Annotated in this window: 14 protein-coding genes; 10 read left to right on the top strand and 4 right to left on the bottom strand. The window is 63.3% G+C overall.

Annotated features, from left to right (window positions below):
- Positions 1-24 precede the first annotated feature (24 nt).
- From paaA to RQG77_RS00635, 6 genes are read left to right on the top strand one after another with little or no spacing between them, the layout of a single operon-like run.
- On the top strand, positions 25-1,026 hold the full coding sequence (gene paaA / locus RQG77_RS00660; protein WP_311242972.1) for a 1,2-phenylacetyl-CoA epoxidase subunit PaaA: 1,002 nt from the start codon (positions 25-27) through the stop codon (positions 1,024-1,026).
- Positions 1,026-1,331, top strand: a complete 306-nt coding sequence (gene paaB, locus RQG77_RS00655; protein WP_056308954.1) for a 1,2-phenylacetyl-CoA epoxidase subunit PaaB — start codon at positions 1,026-1,028, stop codon at positions 1,329-1,331. The genes paaA and paaB overlap by 1 nt, the downstream gene beginning before the upstream one ends.
- Entirely contained in the window at positions 1,328-2,170 is an 843-nt protein-coding gene (gene paaC / locus RQG77_RS00650; protein WP_396653369.1) for a 1,2-phenylacetyl-CoA epoxidase subunit PaaC, read from the top strand. The genes paaB and paaC overlap by 4 nt, the downstream gene beginning before the upstream one ends.
- A complete protein-coding gene (paaD, locus tag RQG77_RS00645) occupies positions 2,167-2,670 on the top strand; it encodes a 1,2-phenylacetyl-CoA epoxidase subunit PaaD (RefSeq protein WP_311242971.1) in 504 nt (167 codons plus the stop codon). Before paaC ends, paaD begins: the two co-directional genes overlap by 4 nt.
- Positions 2,670-3,848, top strand: coding sequence for a 1,2-phenylacetyl-CoA epoxidase subunit PaaE (gene paaE / locus RQG77_RS00640; protein ID WP_311242970.1), 1,179 nt, complete (start codon positions 2,670-2,672; stop codon positions 3,846-3,848). Before paaD ends, paaE begins: the two co-directional genes overlap by 1 nt.
- A gap of 10 nt (positions 3,849-3,858) precedes the next feature.
- Positions 3,859-4,629, top strand: coding sequence for an enoyl-CoA hydratase/isomerase family protein (locus RQG77_RS00635; RefSeq protein ID WP_311242969.1), 771 nt, complete (start codon positions 3,859-3,861; stop codon positions 4,627-4,629).
- A gap of 24 nt (positions 4,630-4,653) precedes the next feature.
- Here the strand turns inward: RQG77_RS00635 and RQG77_RS00630 are convergent, their stop codons facing one another.
- A complete protein-coding gene (locus tag RQG77_RS00630) occupies positions 4,654-5,865 on the bottom strand; it encodes a DUF4132 domain-containing protein (protein ID WP_311242968.1) in 1,212 nt (403 codons plus the stop codon).
- Positions 5,866-5,913: 48 nt separating this feature from the next.
- Here RQG77_RS00630 and RQG77_RS00625 point away from each other — a divergent pair, with 48 nt between their 5' ends.
- The 4 genes from RQG77_RS00625 (at position 5,914) to RQG77_RS00610 (ending at position 8,711) form a co-directional block, all read left to right on the top strand.
- Complete coding sequence (locus RQG77_RS00625) at positions 5,914-6,279, top strand: hypothetical protein (RefSeq protein WP_311242967.1); 366 nt, start codon at positions 5,914-5,916, stop codon at positions 6,277-6,279.
- Positions 6,280-6,719: 440 nt separating this feature from the next.
- Positions 6,720-7,400 carry a hypothetical protein gene (locus RQG77_RS00620; RefSeq protein WP_311242966.1) on the top strand — a complete coding sequence of 227 codons (681 nt, stop codon included), beginning with the start codon at positions 6,720-6,722 and terminating at the stop codon, positions 7,398-7,400.
- 15 nt (positions 7,401-7,415) lie between these two features.
- The gene (locus RQG77_RS00615; RefSeq protein ID WP_311242965.1) at positions 7,416-8,114 is read left to right on the top strand and encodes a hypothetical protein; all 699 of its coding nucleotides are present in this window, start codon (positions 7,416-7,418) and stop codon (positions 8,112-8,114) included.
- Positions 8,115-8,381: 267 nt separating this feature from the next.
- On the top strand, positions 8,382-8,711 hold the full coding sequence (locus tag RQG77_RS00610) for a DUF1508 domain-containing protein (RefSeq protein ID WP_311242964.1): 330 nt from the start codon (positions 8,382-8,384) through the stop codon (positions 8,709-8,711).
- Positions 8,712-9,214: 503 nt separating this feature from the next.
- Here the strand turns inward: RQG77_RS00610 and RQG77_RS00605 are convergent.
- From RQG77_RS00605 to RQG77_RS00595, 3 genes are all read right to left on the bottom strand, one after another.
- Entirely contained in the window at positions 9,215-9,565 is a 351-nt protein-coding gene (locus RQG77_RS00605) for a hypothetical protein (RefSeq protein WP_311242963.1), read from the bottom strand.
- Between the two features lie 33 nt (positions 9,566-9,598).
- Complete coding sequence (locus tag RQG77_RS00600) at positions 9,599-13,642, bottom strand: hypothetical protein (RefSeq protein ID WP_311242962.1); 4,044 nt, start codon at positions 13,640-13,642, stop codon at positions 9,599-9,601.
- Positions 13,643-14,002: 360 nt separating this feature from the next.
- Complete coding sequence (locus tag RQG77_RS00595; protein WP_311242961.1) at positions 14,003-17,173, bottom strand: hypothetical protein; 3,171 nt, start codon at positions 17,171-17,173, stop codon at positions 14,003-14,005.
- Positions 17,174-17,242 lie beyond the last annotated feature (69 nt).

Below are 17,242 nucleotides of genomic sequence, written 5' to 3'. Positions count from 1 at the left end.
CGGTGGGACACCGAGGAGTCGATGATGACCAGCCCCGCAGATCTCTCCCTCGTCGAAGACGAGCTCTCCGATGACGAGCGCCTGTTCGACGAGCTCATCGCGAACGAGCAGCGCATCGAGCCTCGCGACTGGATGCCCGACGCGTACCGCAAGACGCTGATCCGTCAGATCTCGCAGCATGCGCACTCGGAGATCATCGGCATGCAGCCGGAGGGCAACTGGATCACCCGGGCGCCGAGCCTCAAGCGCAAGGCGATCCTGATGGCGAAGGTGCAGGACGAGGCGGGGCACGGGCTCTACCTCTACTCCGCCGCGCAGACCCTCGGGATCACGCGTGACGAGATGATGGATCAGCTCATCAGCGGCAAGGCCAAGTACTCGTCGATCTTCAACTACCCGACTCCCACCTGGGCCGACATGGGCGCCATCGGATGGCTCGTCGACGGCGCCGCGATCTGCAACCAGGTTCCGCTGTGCCGCGCGTCGTACGGCCCCTACGGACGCGCGATGGTGCGCGTGTGCAAAGAGGAGTCGTTCCACCAGCGCCAGGGCTTCGAGATCCTGCTCTCCCTGATGCAGGGCACCGACGAGCAGAAGCAGATGGCGCAGGATGCCGTGAACCGCTGGTACTGGCCGAGCCTGGCGATGTTCGGGCCGCCGGATGACCAGTCCCCCAATTCCGCCCAGTCGATGAAGTGGAAGATCAAGCGCTTCACCAACGATGAGCTGCGCCAGCGTTTCGTCGGCATGCTCGTGCCGCAGGCCGAGATCCTCGGCGTCACCCTTCCCGACCCCGATCTGCGCTTCGACGACGAGACCGGCCAGTACGTGATCGGCGAGATCGACTGGGAAGAGTTCTTCGAGGTGCTGCGCGGCAACGGCCCGTGCAACGCCGAACGTCTCGAGCGCCGCCGCACGGCGCACGAGGAGGGCGCATGGGTGCGCGAGGCCGCGGCCGAGTACGCCCGCAAGCAGCGATTCGGCTCGCCTGCGGCTCGCTCGACGACCGGCATGGGAGTGGCGTGATGGCGACGCCGGGAGCCGATGAACGCGAGCCGTGGCCCCTCTGGGAGGTCTTCGTCCGCGCGAACCGGGGTCTGAGCCATGTCCACGTCGGGTCCCTGCATGCTCCGGATGCCGACATGGCGATCCGCAACGCCCGCGACCTCTACACGCGCCGAGGCGAAGGTGTCTCGATCTGGGCCGTTCCCGCCGACGCGATCACCACCAGCGACCCCGACGCCAAGGGTGCCTACTTTGAGAGCCCCGCCGGCAAGAACTACCGACATGCCGTGTACTACACCGCTTCCGAGGGAGTGCCGCACCTGTGAACGACATCCATGCGGACATTCACGGCGATGTGCACGGCGACGTGTCGGTCGACGCGCTGCGGCTGAGCGAGGAGCTCACCGGATCAGGCTCCACGGCGGCATCCGCCGACATCGCCGAGTACGCGCTGTGGCTCGGCGACGACGCCCTGATCCTCTCTCAGCAGCTCGGCGAGTGGATCGCCCGCGCACCCGAGCTCGAAGAGGACGTCGCGCTCGGCAACATCGCCCTCGATCTGCTCGGACACGCCCGCTCGTTCCTGCACTTCGCCGGATCGTTCGACGGACGCTCCGAAGACGATCTCGCGTACTTCCGCGACGAGCCCGAGTTCCGCAGCTCCTGGATCGTCGAGCAGCCCAACGGCGACTTCGCTCAGACGATCGCGCGTCAGTTCATCGTGTCGACCTACATGTTCGAGCTCTACTCCGCCCTGCGCGCGAGCACCGATCCGACCTTCGCCGCGATCGCCGAGAAGTCGCTCAAAGAGGTCGACTACCACCGTGACCACGCGGTGCAGTGGGTGCTTCGCCTCGCCGGCGGCACCGATGAATCGCGCCGGCGGATCATCCGCGCACTGGGCGGTGTCTGGCCCTACGTCGACGAACTCTTCCGCGATGAGCCCCTGATCGAGCGGCTCGGTGCTGCCGCGGTGCGGCCGTCGACGCTGCGCCCCGGTTTCGACGCGGTCGTCGACACCGTGTTCGCCGAGGCGGAGCTCGAGACACCTGCCGTCTCGGCATCCTCTGCAGGCGGCCGGCGCGGCGCTCACGCGACACCGCTCGGCCACCTGCTCGCCGAGATGCAGGTGCTCGCGAGGCGCCATCCGGGAGCATCGTGGTGAACGGCACGCTGCACACCGATGCGCAGGCGACGGCCTGGCGGATCGCCGCGGCCGTGGCCGATCCCGAGGTGCCTGTGCTCACGATCGAGGATCTCGGCGTGCTCCGTGCCGTCGCGGTCGACGGCGATACGGTCACGGTCGACATCACGCCGACCTACAGCGGATGCCCGGCGATGGACACGATCCGCGACGACGTCATCCTGGCCCTGACCGTGGCCGGCTACGAGAAGGTCGAAGTGCGACTCGTGCTCTCGCCCGCGTGGACGACGGACTGGATGTCGGATGCCGGCAAGCAGAAGCTGTCGCGGTACGGCATCGCCCCTCCGTCCGGACGCTCGGCGATCTCATCGGGCCCGATCCGCCTCGCGATCAGCGTGCGCTGCCCCCGGTGCGGATCGCTGGACACCCGCGAGGTGTCTCGCTTCGGATCCACCTCGTGCAAGGCGCTGTTCGAATGCCGTGCCTGCCTCGAGCCCTTCGACCACTTCAAGGTGCACTGATGTCACTGTTCGCCTCCCCCGGCATCGCTCCGGCGGCCGCCGCTCACCGAGCCGCGTCGACGACGAAGAAGCGCGCACGCTTCCATACGCTGGCCGTCGAAGAGGTGCGGCCGCTCACCGAAGACTCGGTCGAGGTGACCTTCACCGTCCCCGCCGAGCTGGCCGATGACTACGACCACCTGCCCGGCCAGTACGTGGCGCTGCGCACGACGCTCGAGGGCACCGAGGTGCGCCGGTCGTACTCTCTGTGTCGGGCCCCCGAGCATCGCACGGATGAGCAGATCGCGGCCGGAATGCCGACTCGGCTGAGCGTCGCCGTGAAGCGCGACGAGGGCGGCCTGTTCTCCACGTGGGCGCAGACGGGCCTGCACCCGGGCTTCGAGATCGACGTGATGAGCCCGCAGGGCACGTTCACCTCGGGCCTGGACGACCTCGATCAGCGCCACGTCGTCGGCATCGCCGCGGGCTCGGGAATCACACCGCTCATGGCTCTCGCGCACACCGTACTGACCCGCTCCGAGACCTCGCGTTTCACGCTCCTGTACACGAACCGCTCGACACTCGACGTGATGTTCCTCGAGGACCTCGCCGATCTGAAGGACCGATACCCGACTCGCCTGACGCTGCACCATGTGCTCTCCCGCGAGCAGCGCACGGCGCCGGTGCTGTCCGGCCGGATCGACGAGGAGAAGCTGCGGACAATCCTGCGCATGCTGATCGACCCGACCGACGTCGACGAATGGTTCCTGTGCGGACCGCTCTCGCTCGTCGACCTGTGCCGGGAGGTGCTCGCCGACGTGGGGGTGCCGCGGGAGCACATCCGATTCGAGCTCTTCACGACCGGGGATGAGCCGGTGCGCGCGGCCCGCCCCGTCGAAGTACGCGCTGGCGAGATGACGATCCGCATCGAGGTCAACCTCGACGGCGTCTCCTCGACCGTCGAGAGCCCCGTCGATGCGCATGAGTCGGTGCTGAACGCCGCACTGCGGGTGCGCCCCGACGCCCCGTTCGCCTGCGCGGGCGGCGTCTGCGGTACGTGCCGCGCACGAGTCCTCGAGGGCAGTGTGACCATGACCGAGAACTATGCCCTCGAGCCCGACGAGCTCGACCGCGGCTACGTGCTGACCTGCCAGTCCCACCCGACGAGCGACCGCGTCGTCGTCGACTACGACGTCTGAGGAGCATCCGATGATCGATCTCACCATCGACGACGACGTCGCGACCGTCGTCCTGAACGCACCGTCGAAGCTGAACTCGCTCGACGAGCAGGCGCTCCACGATCTCGGACGCGCCTACGACGAGGCCGATGCCGCAGGGGTGCGTGCGCTCGTGCTGCGCGGCGAGGGACGCGCGTTCTGCGCCGGCCGCGACATCTCGGCAGTGGACCCGCGCGACGATGACGTGATCGGCTATCTCGGTGGCCTCGTCACGCCGCTGTTGCAGAGGATGTCGCGCTTCCCCGCGCCGACCTTCGCGGTCGCGCACGGCGCCTGTCTGGGCGTCGGACTCGGGCTCCTGATCTCCACGGACGTCGTCTACGTCGCGGAGTCGGCGAAGATCGGCTCGCCGTTCGCCGCGCTCGGGGCCACGCTCGACTCCGGAGGCCATGCGCTCTTCGTCGAGCGGCTCGGAGCGCACAAGACGCTCGATCTCATCTACACGGGGCGGCTGATGAGCGGCACCGAAGCTGTGACATCGGGGCTGTTCTCGCGCGTCCTCCCCGACGACAAGGTGCTGCAGGCGACGACGGATGCCGCGGCGACCGCCGCACGAGGTGCCACAGCGGCGTTCCTCTCGAGCAAGCAGCTGGTCGCCCGGATCCGTGACGAGCGGCTCGCCCTGTGGGACTCGATCGAGATCGAGAACGCCGCGCAGGCCGCGCTCTGCGACACCGATGACTACCGCGAGGGCTTCGCGGCGTTCCAGGAGAAGCGCAAGCCTCAGTTCCGCGGGCGCTGAGCCTGTAGCACCGCGATCCGCCGCTCAGTTCACGAGCTGGCTGAGGATCGTCGGATCCTTGATCCTGTCGTCGGCCGCCAGCATCACGACCTTCGAGACGATCTCGGCCGTGCGCGGATCGTCGTCCACGAACGGCAGGAAGATACGTCCTCGGTGCTGCGCCCCGACCGGGATGATGAACAGCGTGTTGCCGGGAACCCGGTGAACGATGCCTGAGCCGAGGTGTACCGAGTACGTCCCGAGGACTCCCTTCACGCGGACGTGGTGACCCGACATCTCGACGCGGTCGATCCCGAGCAACATGCACGTCTCGTCGACGATCCGGCGTCGGACCTCGACGGTCGACTCGGATGTCTGCGGATCGACACCGCTGGAGTGACCGACTGACACCACGAGGTCGAGGTCTCGCATCGCCTCGGAGTACACCCGCGGCGGCACCTGCTCGAGCGGGATCGCCCGCCAGGAGCCCACCGGCCCGAAGCGCACGTCGTCGATCGCGGCGTCCTCGACCTCGCCCGCCGTCCCCCAACCTCCCTCGACATTGCAGAAGACGTGGATCCGCTCGTTGTGGAAGGTGCGCTCGAACCCCTGGCCGAAGTCTCGCACCCAGTTCCGGGCCGTGAACAGCCCCGAGGCCCGTCGCGCGTCGATCTGATGTCCGACATAGCGCCGGGACGACATCCCGCCCTCGCCTCGCTCATTCTCGGTGGGCACGTAGAGCTCCCGGAACACCTGCTTGAACGGCTGCGGGCGTCCTCGTGTCATGACCTCGTGCTGCAGGTCGGGCCAGTCCCCGCTCGCGAGGAGGTCGACCGGGTGCGCGATGCGCAGTCCGCCGGCGGGAGTGTACGCCGCGCCGTGGGCGCCGACCAGGTCATCGCCCGACGCAGCGATGAAGCCGGCGCGACCCTCGGCGTCGACGAGCACGACGTCGGCCAGCATCCGCCCGAGAAGCGGGTGCTCGCGCAGGAGCACGATCTCCTCGGCCTCGAACACATCGCCGAGCACGCACGCCGCCTCGAGCGACGACCGCATCCGCTGCGCCTGCTTCTTGAGTTCTTTGGCGCGGACCGTGAGTGCAGCGATCCCCTCGACCTTGCGGCTCTTGGCCGGCACCGCCGCGAGCACTTTGCCGGCGCGGTCGACCGCGATCACCGGCATCCCCTGATCGTCGATCGACAGGCTCACGGTCACGTCTCCGTCCACGGCGGTGACGGACGCCAGGGAATCGATCATCGGTTGCGGACTCTCGACCCGCTTATCCCCGCGGTCGGAGCCACAGTCTTGTTTTGGGCGGAAAAGGAGAACGCCCCAGTTGAGCTCGTCCATGACGCTGCCTCGGAACTCGCCCCCGAGTGCATCAATGCAATCAAGCATTACCTTGCCCGGCCCGAGATCGTTTCTCCTCAGAGAGCCGGACGGGGAGTTGCGCTCACGAACATCGCGCTGGTCGACTCTCAACATGATGAGCGCGTTCAGGTGGCTGACCTTGTCGCTGGACTGGCTCGCGCCGCCGCTGAGCAGCTGACCATGGGTAAAGAGCAACCTCTCTTCACCGCAATCGAGCCAATCATCAGCCAGTACAGCATCTGGCCAGCAGAGCGACTCATGAACCCGGAGGAAGCGCGCGCTGTCGCGACGCGAGCCTAGGTCAACGCCGAATCGCACCGACCGTGAGGCGCCTGAGATACCCGTGGTGGTGCGCAACACGCTCCGTCGCACTCCCCCGCTAGGGTCGGAGCATGTCGCTGACTCGTCATCTCAGAGATTTGAGTTCGCCGGTGCGGCGGTTCGTCTACGCGAGCGCCCCTGGCCTCGCCGCCGCGGGGACCCGAGGAGGAGACGGCGCAGCGGCTGCGACGCGATTCGACTTCGGCTCGCTCACCTCTCTCGAGACTCAGATACCAGTCCCCGCCGGGGTCAAGCCAGCGCAGCGCAAGCCTCACGCGATTGTCGCGGGGATGGCTCTCGACTATCGACTGCGAATGGATCTACCGGGCTTCGATATGGTCGAGACGACGGCCTGGAGAGGGCTCGAGCGGCTACAGGCGAGTCCGGATGCCATACATCGTGGTGAACACATCGCGAGAATGCTGCAGGATGCGCTCAACTTCGGGTATTTGACCCTCAAGGAGAAGGACCCGCATCCCCTTAGCCTCGCACGGATCTCGATCCCGCTCGCCTGGTGCGAAGCCATCTACCGTGCCGGCCCTGTGGCAGCGCTGACGAACGATCTCGGGCGTCGCATCAAGCGAGCGAAGGATGCCGTTGAGCTGACCATGAGCATCCCCGAAGAGCTACTGTTCGACGTGGTGCGGATGCACATGCCGCTCGCCTCACTTCTCGAGGAATGGAACGGCGCGATATCGGGCGGAACTGACTTCACGTCCAATCCGACGTTCGTCGGCAGCGCCGCAGTGGGCGGCGCGGACGCTGATCTGGTCGTCGGGGATCTGATCGTTGAGATCAAGACTCGCGAGCAGATCACGAACCCGTGGATCCGAGACACCCTCTTTCAGCTGCTGGGATATGCCCTGCTCGATATCGACGACTCGCACGGCATCCGCCGCGCGGCGATCCTGCTACCGCGTCAGCCGCACATCGCGATCTGGACCCTGGACGACCTCCTCGGTCGAGATGCCGACGAGGCGCTGCCTGAACTACGGGAGGAGTTTACGAGTTTGCTCACCGAAATGCTCAAGACCCGACTCGGTGAGGTCGAGGGAGACGATGACATCGGTGTCGACGATCCTGTCGCTGAACTCGGCTGACGAGCTAAGGAAGACATGATCGGCGACTCCGTTCCCTGGAGAGAAGAACTCCTGAAGTCCGCGGCGCGACTCAGACGCTGGAACACGCAGAAACGCTGGACCAGCCGCACATACTTCAATGCCGAGCGCGACATCATGATGGGCGCGTACTCGATCCGTCGTTTAATCGATTCCGAGAAGTCCTCGTCGCGTCTGTCGATTCGACGGGTTCCGACCCGCAGATACGCCCTGATCGACCGCGTTCCCATGCTGCTCGACCACTTCAACCCCGAGCAGTTCTATAACCTCAACGAACCGACGAACTCGGAACTCGCGGTCGGGTGGCTGTGTAACCAGGTCATCCACAGCTTCGTTTTCCAGATCTACCTCGAGGAGGATTCGACGACGAGCGTGGTCTTCACCTCTGACCGCGACCGAGGAAAGCACCTCCACGGAATCAGCTTCACGGCTCTCGCTGACCTCTTCGCCTACGTAGGACGAGAGGACATAGTCGAACGCTCGGGCACGATGATCGACGGAAACCAGACAGTAGTGAATGTATCCAACCACGATGCCGTGGAAAGCGGACGTGCGGTCTATTTCGACGACGACCGAGTGACTATCCAGTGGACCCCAGAGGAATTGCCGGCCTTCGAGCAGCGGATCCTCGACATGGTTGCGCGCCGACTCTCTGAACAGTCGACGGACCACAATCTCAATCGCGAAGACAACTAGCGGCGGGTATGTCGAATGCGCGCGAGATGTTGAAATCGTCCCTCGAAGGAGCGAACCGTGACCGCACCCGAAGCGACCCTCGTCGCCGCCATCGTCGCCGACAGCGTCGCCTCCCTCGGCCTGCTCTGATCGATCGGGAGCTTCTTCATCTCAAGACATCTCACGAAGACCACTGCGGCACGAAGCGAATGGAGGAGCCAGTTCGAGCAGGCACATACCCTCGCGCTGAGCACCGATCCAAACCAGGCTCGAACCGGCGCACTGTGGATGAAGTCGTTGTCCACTGCGAAGTGGGTGACGGATGCCGACCGAACCTTAACAGCTACCGTGCTACTTGCGTTGCCGCCGGGTGTCAGCGCACCCACGGAGGTTAGCGAGGTTCTCTCGAGCATCCGCAACAAGAGCGTTGCCTCAGCGCTAGCCCGCGTTAGCCCGGGACCGAAGGGTCGATTCGAGCTTTGGACGAACGCCAAGGGACGATGGCGCTGGCGTGCGAAGGCAGGAAATGGCGAAGTGATCGCGGTGTCCCCGGAGGGATATAGCTCGCACCAGGCGGCGATGGAAGCGATGCGCGTCTTCCGGCCCGATCTTCCCTGAATCGCTCGGCATCGCCCTTACCTTGAGTGCATTTGCCTCGAAATGCAAGTGGCGGGACTTGTCGGGATCATTCCGCAGAGCCGGGATTCTCAAGAGATATAGGGCAGAGAACGCTTGACGAGTCCGCGAAAGGCAGGGAGCGGCGTCCCATCGCGTCTACGCTTCTTTTCTTGAGAGAGAAAGGAACCCGTTCGGTACGTGCGACCTCTGTCGCGAGACTCGACCGACATCACCGATGCCCATCGACGTCTAGCTCCTATGTCGTGTCCACGCGGTGTACTGCCGTTCGCTGATCTCGTAACGGCTGCCGTCGCCCATTCGAAAGAATGCGGCACGGCGTCCCGGTGCTCCGAACGGTTCGCCGTCGATCTGAACATCTCGGAAGTAGGGCTCGGCATCGGGCCCATCGTTGCCGACCCGAAGATGTACGGTGTTCGTGCCGATGCTGTCGAAGGATGCGTATGGGAATGGCTGTGTCATGCGCCCGCTGCGAGATTCAGTGCTCACAGAAGCCAGCTCTCGAGGTTCCATACCGGGAAGCTGTCCGCGCCGAAAGGTTGGCCGCACGCCCGGCCTTGCAGCTTGAAGGTCATCGTCTGATCGCCAGCCGCCCCGACGGCACCGCCCGTGACCTTCACATACTTATGCACGGGTTCGACGCTTTCGTCGTCACCGACGTGGCGGAGGTGCACTGCAGTCACATCGTCAGCGTCGATCTCGATGAACGATTTGTACTGGCACGGGAATTTACTAGACATGCATCCATCATGTCGGTGCGTGAGCGAGCCATCGAGCAGAAGTAGGCGACCGCCGGTCAGGGCGACCGGGCCGGATCGGGAAGCGGCGACGACCATCTGAGCGAGCTGAGATCGGTTGATGTCGTTCTATCACCGTGCGGCCGCCTCGACGCCAGCTTGGGCCGCAAGTTGTACTGCCTTCACCGGCGCGAAAGTCCATTGATCAACCGGGTCGATCTGCGCAAAGGGGTTCCCTGATTCAACCAGTCGCACGAATCGACTCAGGTCGGCATCCGATTCGTGTATGTGGGATTTCATCTCCAGGAGTATCTGCCTCGCGATGCCCCATGACTCTGGCCCCTCCATCGGAAGGTTGGGGAACGGCCGATGAATCTGAGGCGACACCGGCCAATCTGCCGGCCGCCGCGCGGCGCGTACTCTGTCCGCGAAGATGGCAATCATGACAGTCAGCGCCTCGTTTGCGTGGCGCGTCCACTCTCCATCTGGCGACGCGACCCCAACTCCGACCGCGAACCGCGCAGCGTCTTCAGGAGTGAGCGGGAAAGTTCTATCACGCTGACTAGACATACGCCAGCCACCGATGGCGACTCCATCGCTCACGCTCACGAAGATATGTCGACAGGTACCCACGAACGACGAATACACACCGCTAAGCACCTGCCCGACCGCGCCCATGTCCTCTTCCCGCACGGTGACAACGATCGCTTTGGTCTCACGCGGGACGATTGGATCTTCGTCAGCGATCAAAGCTCCTTGCGCGTGTACCCCAGCCGCGTGAAAGGTGTTCAGGACGTCCGTGAGCTCCTGCGCCGCACGCTGATCAGCCTCCGCCTCGACCCAATGATCGACCTCCGAAAAGGGCAGCGACCCGCCTGGGAACTGAGGTAAGTCAGCAACGGAGAGTGCACGGGCAGCGGTCTGACACCGAGCGATGAGCTCATTTGGGATGACGTCGCCGATGTCCGCGAACATGGGCATGGGGTGCTCGTCGCGAATCTTTACCAGGTCCCTCGAGGCTTCAAGAAGTCGCATAGCCGCACCGGCATACCGATAGCCCGGACGCGTCGTACTACGATCAGGGCTGCTTGCTTGCAGCAACGCAGAAGCCACATTCTCCAAGCACGCCTTCGCTCTATCCTTCGATCGCTCCCGGAGGTCACCATCGAGTTCAATCGATCGTCGCGTCCGATGGTGCAATCCGGTGGAGCTTGGAACGGGCGGGATCCCGGGGAGCGAGGCGATTGATCGGAATACGCTCGAGGCACGCTGCAGCCATCGTCGGCGTCGCCCTGCGTTATCTCTCACGCTCAATCGGTTCGGAAGTTCCTCCAGCAACTCGCCCAGCTCCTCGACGACCGCACGTTGAGCGCGAAGCCGTTTGGTCCAACGCTCTCCTTGAGACAGTTCAGACAACACGGAGCCAACGGCAACGTTGCGTTGAGTGTCAGCATGGCGGGGCACAACTCCTGCTCTGATTCGCTTGTAACCATCTGGCTGGATCGCATCGTCAGAGTCGACCCCCGTGCCCGCGGCGTCAAGCACGCGAGCAGTGACCACATCGGCTTCCGGGCAAGCGTCGAAGAGGCGCCGGACCAACTGCATAACCTGCGCGTTGACTGGATTTCGTTCCGTTGCGGCGGACTCAAGCGAGCTTCGATGCAGTTCGGGATCGTTGCTACGTCTGTAGAACGTCGAACTCTCGACTTCGAGAAACTCGGTCGACGACACTGTCTCGATCCGGGCGAGCCCGCTCGTGGTCGAGGGCAGTTCTTCAACGGGCCGACGTCGGACGTTGCAGCTCAGTGCAAAGTCATCAGCTGCTGTCGCAGCGATGGCCCGCTCAAGCACTGGCCCAAGGGCCGTCTGCGCGCTTTCTGGCGTGAGATTGCCCAGTCGGTAAAGCGACGCGATCAGACGAGAACGATTCGTGACTCCCATGATGTCGTCGGACTCGACATCATGAGATTGCAACACTTCCGCGATGGACGACGACGACGAGTCAAAGTCGTATCCTTCAAGAGCTTCGCAGTAGTCCACCGCGTCTTCGAGCGAGCTACTCCGCAAGATGCCCGCGACATCTTCCCAAGGCATCTCGTCGAGGACTGCCCTTGCGGAGGGATCACGCCACTCAGGCAGGGACGCGGCCGCCGCAGTAAGGGCTTCGAGCCCGACTAGATCAAGCGAGATTCCAGAGAAACGCTTGGCAAAGGCCATGAGATAGAAAGACTCCCGGTCGACCGTAGCCGCCGCATAGCTGCACACGTCATCTCGCGTGGCTGCCACGTATGCCACCACATCGCAGCGCTGCGCGACCTCGAACAGGCGGCTGAGTACTACAGCCTCTCCGCCAGCTTTGGCAAGAATTACGTCGCGTACGAGCGCGTCCCGAATCGGCGAGAGAAGCCTCAGAGTTCGGTCCAGGCGCTGGGCGGGCGGTTCGGTAGTCGCTCTCAATGTCGCCTCACGTAGCAAGCGTGACAACGCGCTCCTATACAGCGTCGGACGATCATCCAGGGGCGCGGCGGCGATGCACGATACATATGAGTCGGCGCGGGTTGGAGGAGGCGACTCGTGAAGTAGCTCCTCAAGCGTCTCAGCACGAAGGTCGTGAATAGCGGCCCAGGCATCGCCATCATCAATCAGTACTAGGTGCTCGTCACGAAGGATTCGGAGAGCTCGACCGATGTCAGCCAGCTCAGAATCGACTACGGCCGAGAGTTCTTCAGGTCTCGTCTTGCGCCCCAAGAGGTGCTGTGAGACAACAGCTCTGAGCAACTCGATCGCTAGGATCTGACCGGTATCCTCAAGTCGTTGGAGTTGCTCGGCGAGTACTTCGCGCAAGCGGCGCCCTGTTGTGGCGATCGCGATGAACTCCATCAGCAACCCGGAGGCGAGTTGCAGCGCCTCCTCACTCTCGACTGCCAGTTCAAGGCCCGACTGGCGCATGCGCTCGAAGAGCATCCCCGCGGAAGAGGCGGTCAGTTCCGCATTGACTACTGTTGCGCCAACAGCGAGGGCGGGCGTGAACTCGTCATTGCGACAGGTGGCCACGAGACTCACGTTCGGCAGCTCGAGTAGCTGGTCTCGAGCCGTAGCCCACTCCGCGGTGTTCGAGCGTCCGAGATCGTCGACGCAGACGACAACAGGTCGGTGCTCGGCAGGATCAAGGTGACGTACGAATCGAACGAGTATCGAAACGTCGTCGGACGTAGCAACTCGTAGGAGACGAACGGCAATCTCTCCGCCCGTGAGCGACGCAACCCAGCGCCACATGAGAGTCGATTTGCCAGCACCGCTCGGCGCCGCGACAATTACGTTTCGTGAGCCCGTCGCGGCGTTCGCGAGTACCGCCTGCTCTTCCGCTCGCACTACGTCGAGCCCCGCAGCGATGTGCGACGGGCCAACCCGCACGCCTGCGTAGAACGCTCCGACGGAGATCGTTGCTTCGTCGAGATAGTTCGCGATCTCACATACGCCGCGCTCAACTGCCTCATCCAGAATGTTCGTGTCCGCGGCAAGTTTGACGCGCTGCACGAGCGCATCTACCTCGGATCGAGACCGAGTCAAGGCGGACACGACGTTCGCCCCGCGTTGACGAGCACCCAGTGCCGCGAGATCAGCGAACAGCTCGGCACGGACGAGATTTGCAACGCGATGGGAAAGTCGCCATTCCGTTGCAAGTGAGTCCGAACTTCTCTGGAACTCAGGCGCGTCCGCGACAACCAACCGGGCAAGTCGGACAATGGACTCAGCCTGGTCTCGAGTGGCCGCCCCCTCGAGTCGGGTGCGCACGGCCTCGATCAACGGGTCAAGCGCCGGCGCGGGCCAACGATCACCGAGCGACCTTTGCCAACCGGTTGGTGGGAAGTTTTCGGGGAAGCGGCCGCTCGTCACGACTACGAGTCCGGTGACGTTGCCGTCATAGTCTCGAGAGTGCAGCGAGACACTAGCGTGAACAAGAATGTCCGCGAGTTCGGCAACTCCTATGGGGGAACGTCCCGTAGAGCGTTGCTTACACTGCACCAGGAGCCATGTGCCATCGGAGAGCTGACAGTCGATATCCTCGAAGCCCTCCGGTCGCAGTCTTGTGACGGCTGGCAGTCCCGAGTCGACGTCACGTGCCGCAGACAACAGCATTACCCCGACGGCGATCTGATAGGAAACTCCTGCCATGTTGATCGCCCCCGATCGGAGTCTGGCAAAGGTCTCATCTGAGGTGCGCGCCGCAGCAGCCTGAACAGCGGCCCTGCTGCGCTCAATCGAGGACGCACCCGAATCAGGACTCAAAGGAGATCACCGCCGCTTCTCGTGTCGCTTCCACTGTTGCGACTACGAGTACTGCTGCCTCGCGGCCCCTCAATTTTCTCTTCACAAACAAGCTTCATCTCCCCCGCACTCAACAAGACGGTATGGCGTGATTGCACTTCTTTCAGCCTGAGATCTAATGGGACCGCGCTGCAGGTGTGTGTTTGCCTCACAGGGCCCGCGTTGTGACATCTACGCCTCGGTCGATGCAGCCCTCGCGCGGCATGTCTACGCGGGGGGCTGGTCCCTTGTCTGGAACCCACGTTCGAGGAGCGCTATCCGCAAGGATCGGTACGCTGCCGAATCTTGAAGCTCTGAAGCCCGAGAAAGGTGAGCGATAGCAAGTCGATCGACACCCCAGTAGTCCGAGCTGGGTTGTGTCGTGCGAATCAGCATGTCAAAGATGCTAAGCGTGGTTTCGTCTGGGTGAAGGCGCTCGACTCGCTCTGCTACGTCCGACGCGTACGCAAGTCGTCCGTCACTCTTCTCCAATGTTCGCCTCGTGCACTCAAGCCATTGACTGTCAGGGAGCGAAGTCAGCAAGCAAAGACGACCGAAGTTTGCCAGGTCATCGATGTCAGCTTGCTCAAGGGCAAACGACCACAAGGCGAAAATCTGCGTGATGATGGCATCGGTGAGCGTGTCGAGTGGCTCTACCACCCATGCGATATGCTCACCGATCTGGTCATGGCCCGGAGAGTTCAGCAAGCGGCCAGCGACTGTGGCGACAGAGTAGCCGGGGACAAGTCGTAGGCAGGCCGCGATCATCTGCTCAGATGCACGTTCAGCACCGCGATTGACAGCGTCCTTCACCAACTCAACGTAGTCCTCGAAGATTTCCCGGCTCGGTGTACTCCACGCCAACAGCATGTCGAACGCGTCCCTCGCGGGTTCGCTCCCATCGTTCAGTAGCACTGCACTCGCAGCCTCCCACCACGACGGAGCCACAGAGCGAATGAAGTCGTGGTGGACGGCGATCAACGATCGGTACTCAGAGCCGTCCGCGCCGGCCAAATCTAAGCTCTTGCTAAGAATCTCGGTTCCGGAAAGTGAGCACTCCCCGACACTCCGGTACTCAGCGCCCATCAACGCAAGAACGGCGAGAAGAGCACGGGTGGAGTACCGGTGCAGTGCACGATGGAGAGCGTCACCACTCGCTCTCGGGCGATCACCTAGCTCCCACTCTTCTGCGCTGTCTCGGACGAACGGCCACAAGCTTTCGATGACGGGAGCCAAAGTGAAGTCAGAGCGGTTCGCGTAGTGCTCAATCAAGTCGACCGCTGGCGCACGGACTCGCTCCCAGTCCTCGACGTAGTCCCAGTCACCTCTGGCACCGATTTGCTCTGGGACCTGCCCCTGTCTACTCCAGACGTAGTCACTAATCTCGACGATCTCATCGGGGCTGAGCACCCTGCTGGAATCAGCGGACCTGAATCCGTCGATCATCGCTGCCACGTAGGTCGGATGGCGTAAAGCGTCAAAAACGACAGTTAGCGATGGGACTTTCCAACGACTCGGATCGGCCGCAACGACTTTCTCAAGGACGCGCCCTACGTCCGAGGGACCTGAGGGCCAGTCGTCAGGACTCGCTCGCCACTCGCGCAGGACCCTGCACACTTCTAGCACGTCCCCGGCCGCAAGGTACGCCTCAGAAAGGGGCGATACTGCAGTCCTCGACACCACCCGAGACGGTGTCTGCCAATAATCTCGATCCCGCGGCGGCGCGTCTCGCGCAAGCGCTTCGAACGCCTGGTGCCACGCGGGCAGCGCGCCCTGGGGTAAGACCCTGACCCAGCGGTTGAGGTGCCAGTGGGAATGTTCGAGGTCGTGCACTACCGCTTGCTGCTCTATGTCATCAAGAGCGGGCGGCGGCCCGATAAGTCGCTCCAGTTGTTCGTTGAGATCGGCAGCGCCTATCTGCGCGACGAGACCGTCGAGGAGCGCGAGGCCATCTACGTTCGGACGATCTGCGCAGACATGCTCGGCAAGAATGGCCGCTTTCGATGAAGGTTCGAGCGAACTGGAGCGAGCGGCGAATGCAACGCGCAGCCGGGAGCTGATGCCGGCGGGAAGGCGCGAGATCGAGCTAAGGACACTGGCCGAGCCGAGAAACGGTTCGACAGCAAGCATCGTGTGTGCGTAACAGTCCAAGATCTCTTCCGGTACCGAGTTTCCGGACGCGCGGTGACGTTCGAGTATCGATGTTCCCACTTCGAAGTAAAACAGACGGTAGAAGGTGCCGTCGGGGACTCGCCGAAGTTTCCATTCGAGACATTGCAGTCGCGACGCCGCGTTCTCCGCGTCGACCCCCTCGAGCATCAGTGACAGCAAGGCTGAAACACCCCACGCCCTCTCAAGAACTCCCTCGTTGAGCACAACATCCGCGACGTCGGAGACAAATTCCGACCGACTGGCGAGCGTGGTTGCCCAGCGGAGCGCGATCCGCGCGATTGCTCCGGGACTTTGTCGCAGCAAGGGCAGAATGATGCGAGCTGCGTGGTCGCCACTGTCCATCGAGGCGATCGCAACAGCCGCACATAGGTCGATGTCTGTTGTGTCGAGGCCCTCAAGCACGCGCGCGGCAAACTTCGTCACTGCCTCAGGCTCCTGTTGGAACGAGTAGAAGATGTCACCCATCGCTCCCCAAGTCTTGATCATCTCGGTCGTCAGCCAGTTGGACTGCGCGATCACATCAAGCCACTCAACCGAGCTCAGAGACCGGAGGAACTGGCGCGTGTGTGCAGGGGTCAGCGCGTGGATCTCGACTTCAGCCATGTCCGTCAGTGACGGGTGTTCAAGCGCTGCCAAATCGTCCAGCGCACGGACACGCTCTGCCGGCGAGCTGAAGAGCGACGTTATCAGCTCCATGAACTCGACCCAGATGTCTTGAGCCTCAGACATTGACATCTCGGAATGTAGTGCGGATGCCGCTCGCTCTCGCAGACTCAAAAGGTCTTTGATCTTGCCGACAAGAGCGGGTCCGACCGCTCCCATACGCCTTGCAAAGACGTAATGGTAAGCCTGTTCCGCTCGACTCGCCGAGTTCCGCGATTCGATCACCGCATCGATGCGTGGCCTGATTGCTCCAAACAGCTCCTCGACCGAGCCACCCAAGCCGCGCTGAGAATCGAACAATTCCATTGCTTCGGACAACCGATCGACTGACTCGCGCGTCGTATAGGCGATCGGAAACCCAGATCTATCGAAGAGAGCGTCCGCCGCGGTGCGCACGCTGTAGGCGAACGTCATCGCCTGGAGAGGGAGGAACGAGCCCTGCGCGAGGACGGCTCTGGCGTTGTCGAGAGCGTCGAGTATCCGCGATGACTGCGGGCCGTACTCGTCGCTGATCGTACTCCTGATCTCCGGCGTAATTTCTGGGTAGTCCTCGGCGTTTGGCATCATCCACTCCCCGCGGTTCCGTGAAAATACTCTGCATACCGAGCGCCAGCGCTCACCACACCGAGTCTG

Source organism: Microbacterium sp. WCS2018Hpa-23 (assembly GCF_031843845.1).
Classification (GTDB): domain Bacteria; phylum Actinomycetota; class Actinomycetes; order Actinomycetales; family Microbacteriaceae; genus Microbacterium.
Note: the sequence above shows the minus strand (reverse complement) of the source record. Positions and strands in the feature narration are given on the sequence as shown.

Excerpts from the sequence above, each read along its gene's own strand:
- RQG77_RS00610 (WP_311242964.1), top strand. The coding sequence starts at position 8,382 with ATGAAGTCGTTGTCCACTGCGAAGTGGGTGACGGATGCCGACCGAACC.
- RQG77_RS00630 (WP_311242968.1), bottom strand. The coding sequence starts at position 5,865 with ATGATCGATTCCCTGGCGTCCGTCACCGCCGTGGACGGAGACGTGACC.
- RQG77_RS00605 (WP_311242963.1), bottom strand. The coding sequence starts at position 9,565 with ATGGTCGTCGCCGCTTCCCGATCCGGCCCGGTCGCCCTGACCGGCGGT.
- paaE (WP_311242970.1), top strand. The coding sequence starts at position 2,670 with ATGTCACTGTTCGCCTCCCCCGGCATCGCTCCGGCGGCCGCCGCTCAC.
- paaB (WP_056308954.1), top strand. The coding sequence starts at position 1,026 with ATGGCGACGCCGGGAGCCGATGAACGCGAGCCGTGGCCCCTCTGGGAG.
- RQG77_RS00600 (WP_311242962.1), bottom strand. The coding sequence starts at position 13,642 with ATGGCAGGAGTTTCCTATCAGATCGCCGTCGGGGTAATGCTGTTGTCT.
- RQG77_RS00635 (WP_311242969.1), top strand. The coding sequence starts at position 3,859 with ATGATCGATCTCACCATCGACGACGACGTCGCGACCGTCGTCCTGAAC.
- paaA (WP_311242972.1), top strand. The coding sequence starts at position 25 with ATGACCAGCCCCGCAGATCTCTCCCTCGTCGAAGACGAGCTCTCCGAT.
- RQG77_RS00595 (WP_311242961.1), bottom strand. The coding sequence starts at position 17,173 with ATGCCAAACGCCGAGGACTACCCAGAAATTACGCCGGAGATCAGGAGT.
- RQG77_RS00615 (WP_311242965.1), top strand. The coding sequence starts at position 7,416 with ATGATCGGCGACTCCGTTCCCTGGAGAGAAGAACTCCTGAAGTCCGCG.
- RQG77_RS00620 (WP_311242966.1), top strand. The coding sequence starts at position 6,720 with ATGCTGCAGGATGCGCTCAACTTCGGGTATTTGACCCTCAAGGAGAAG.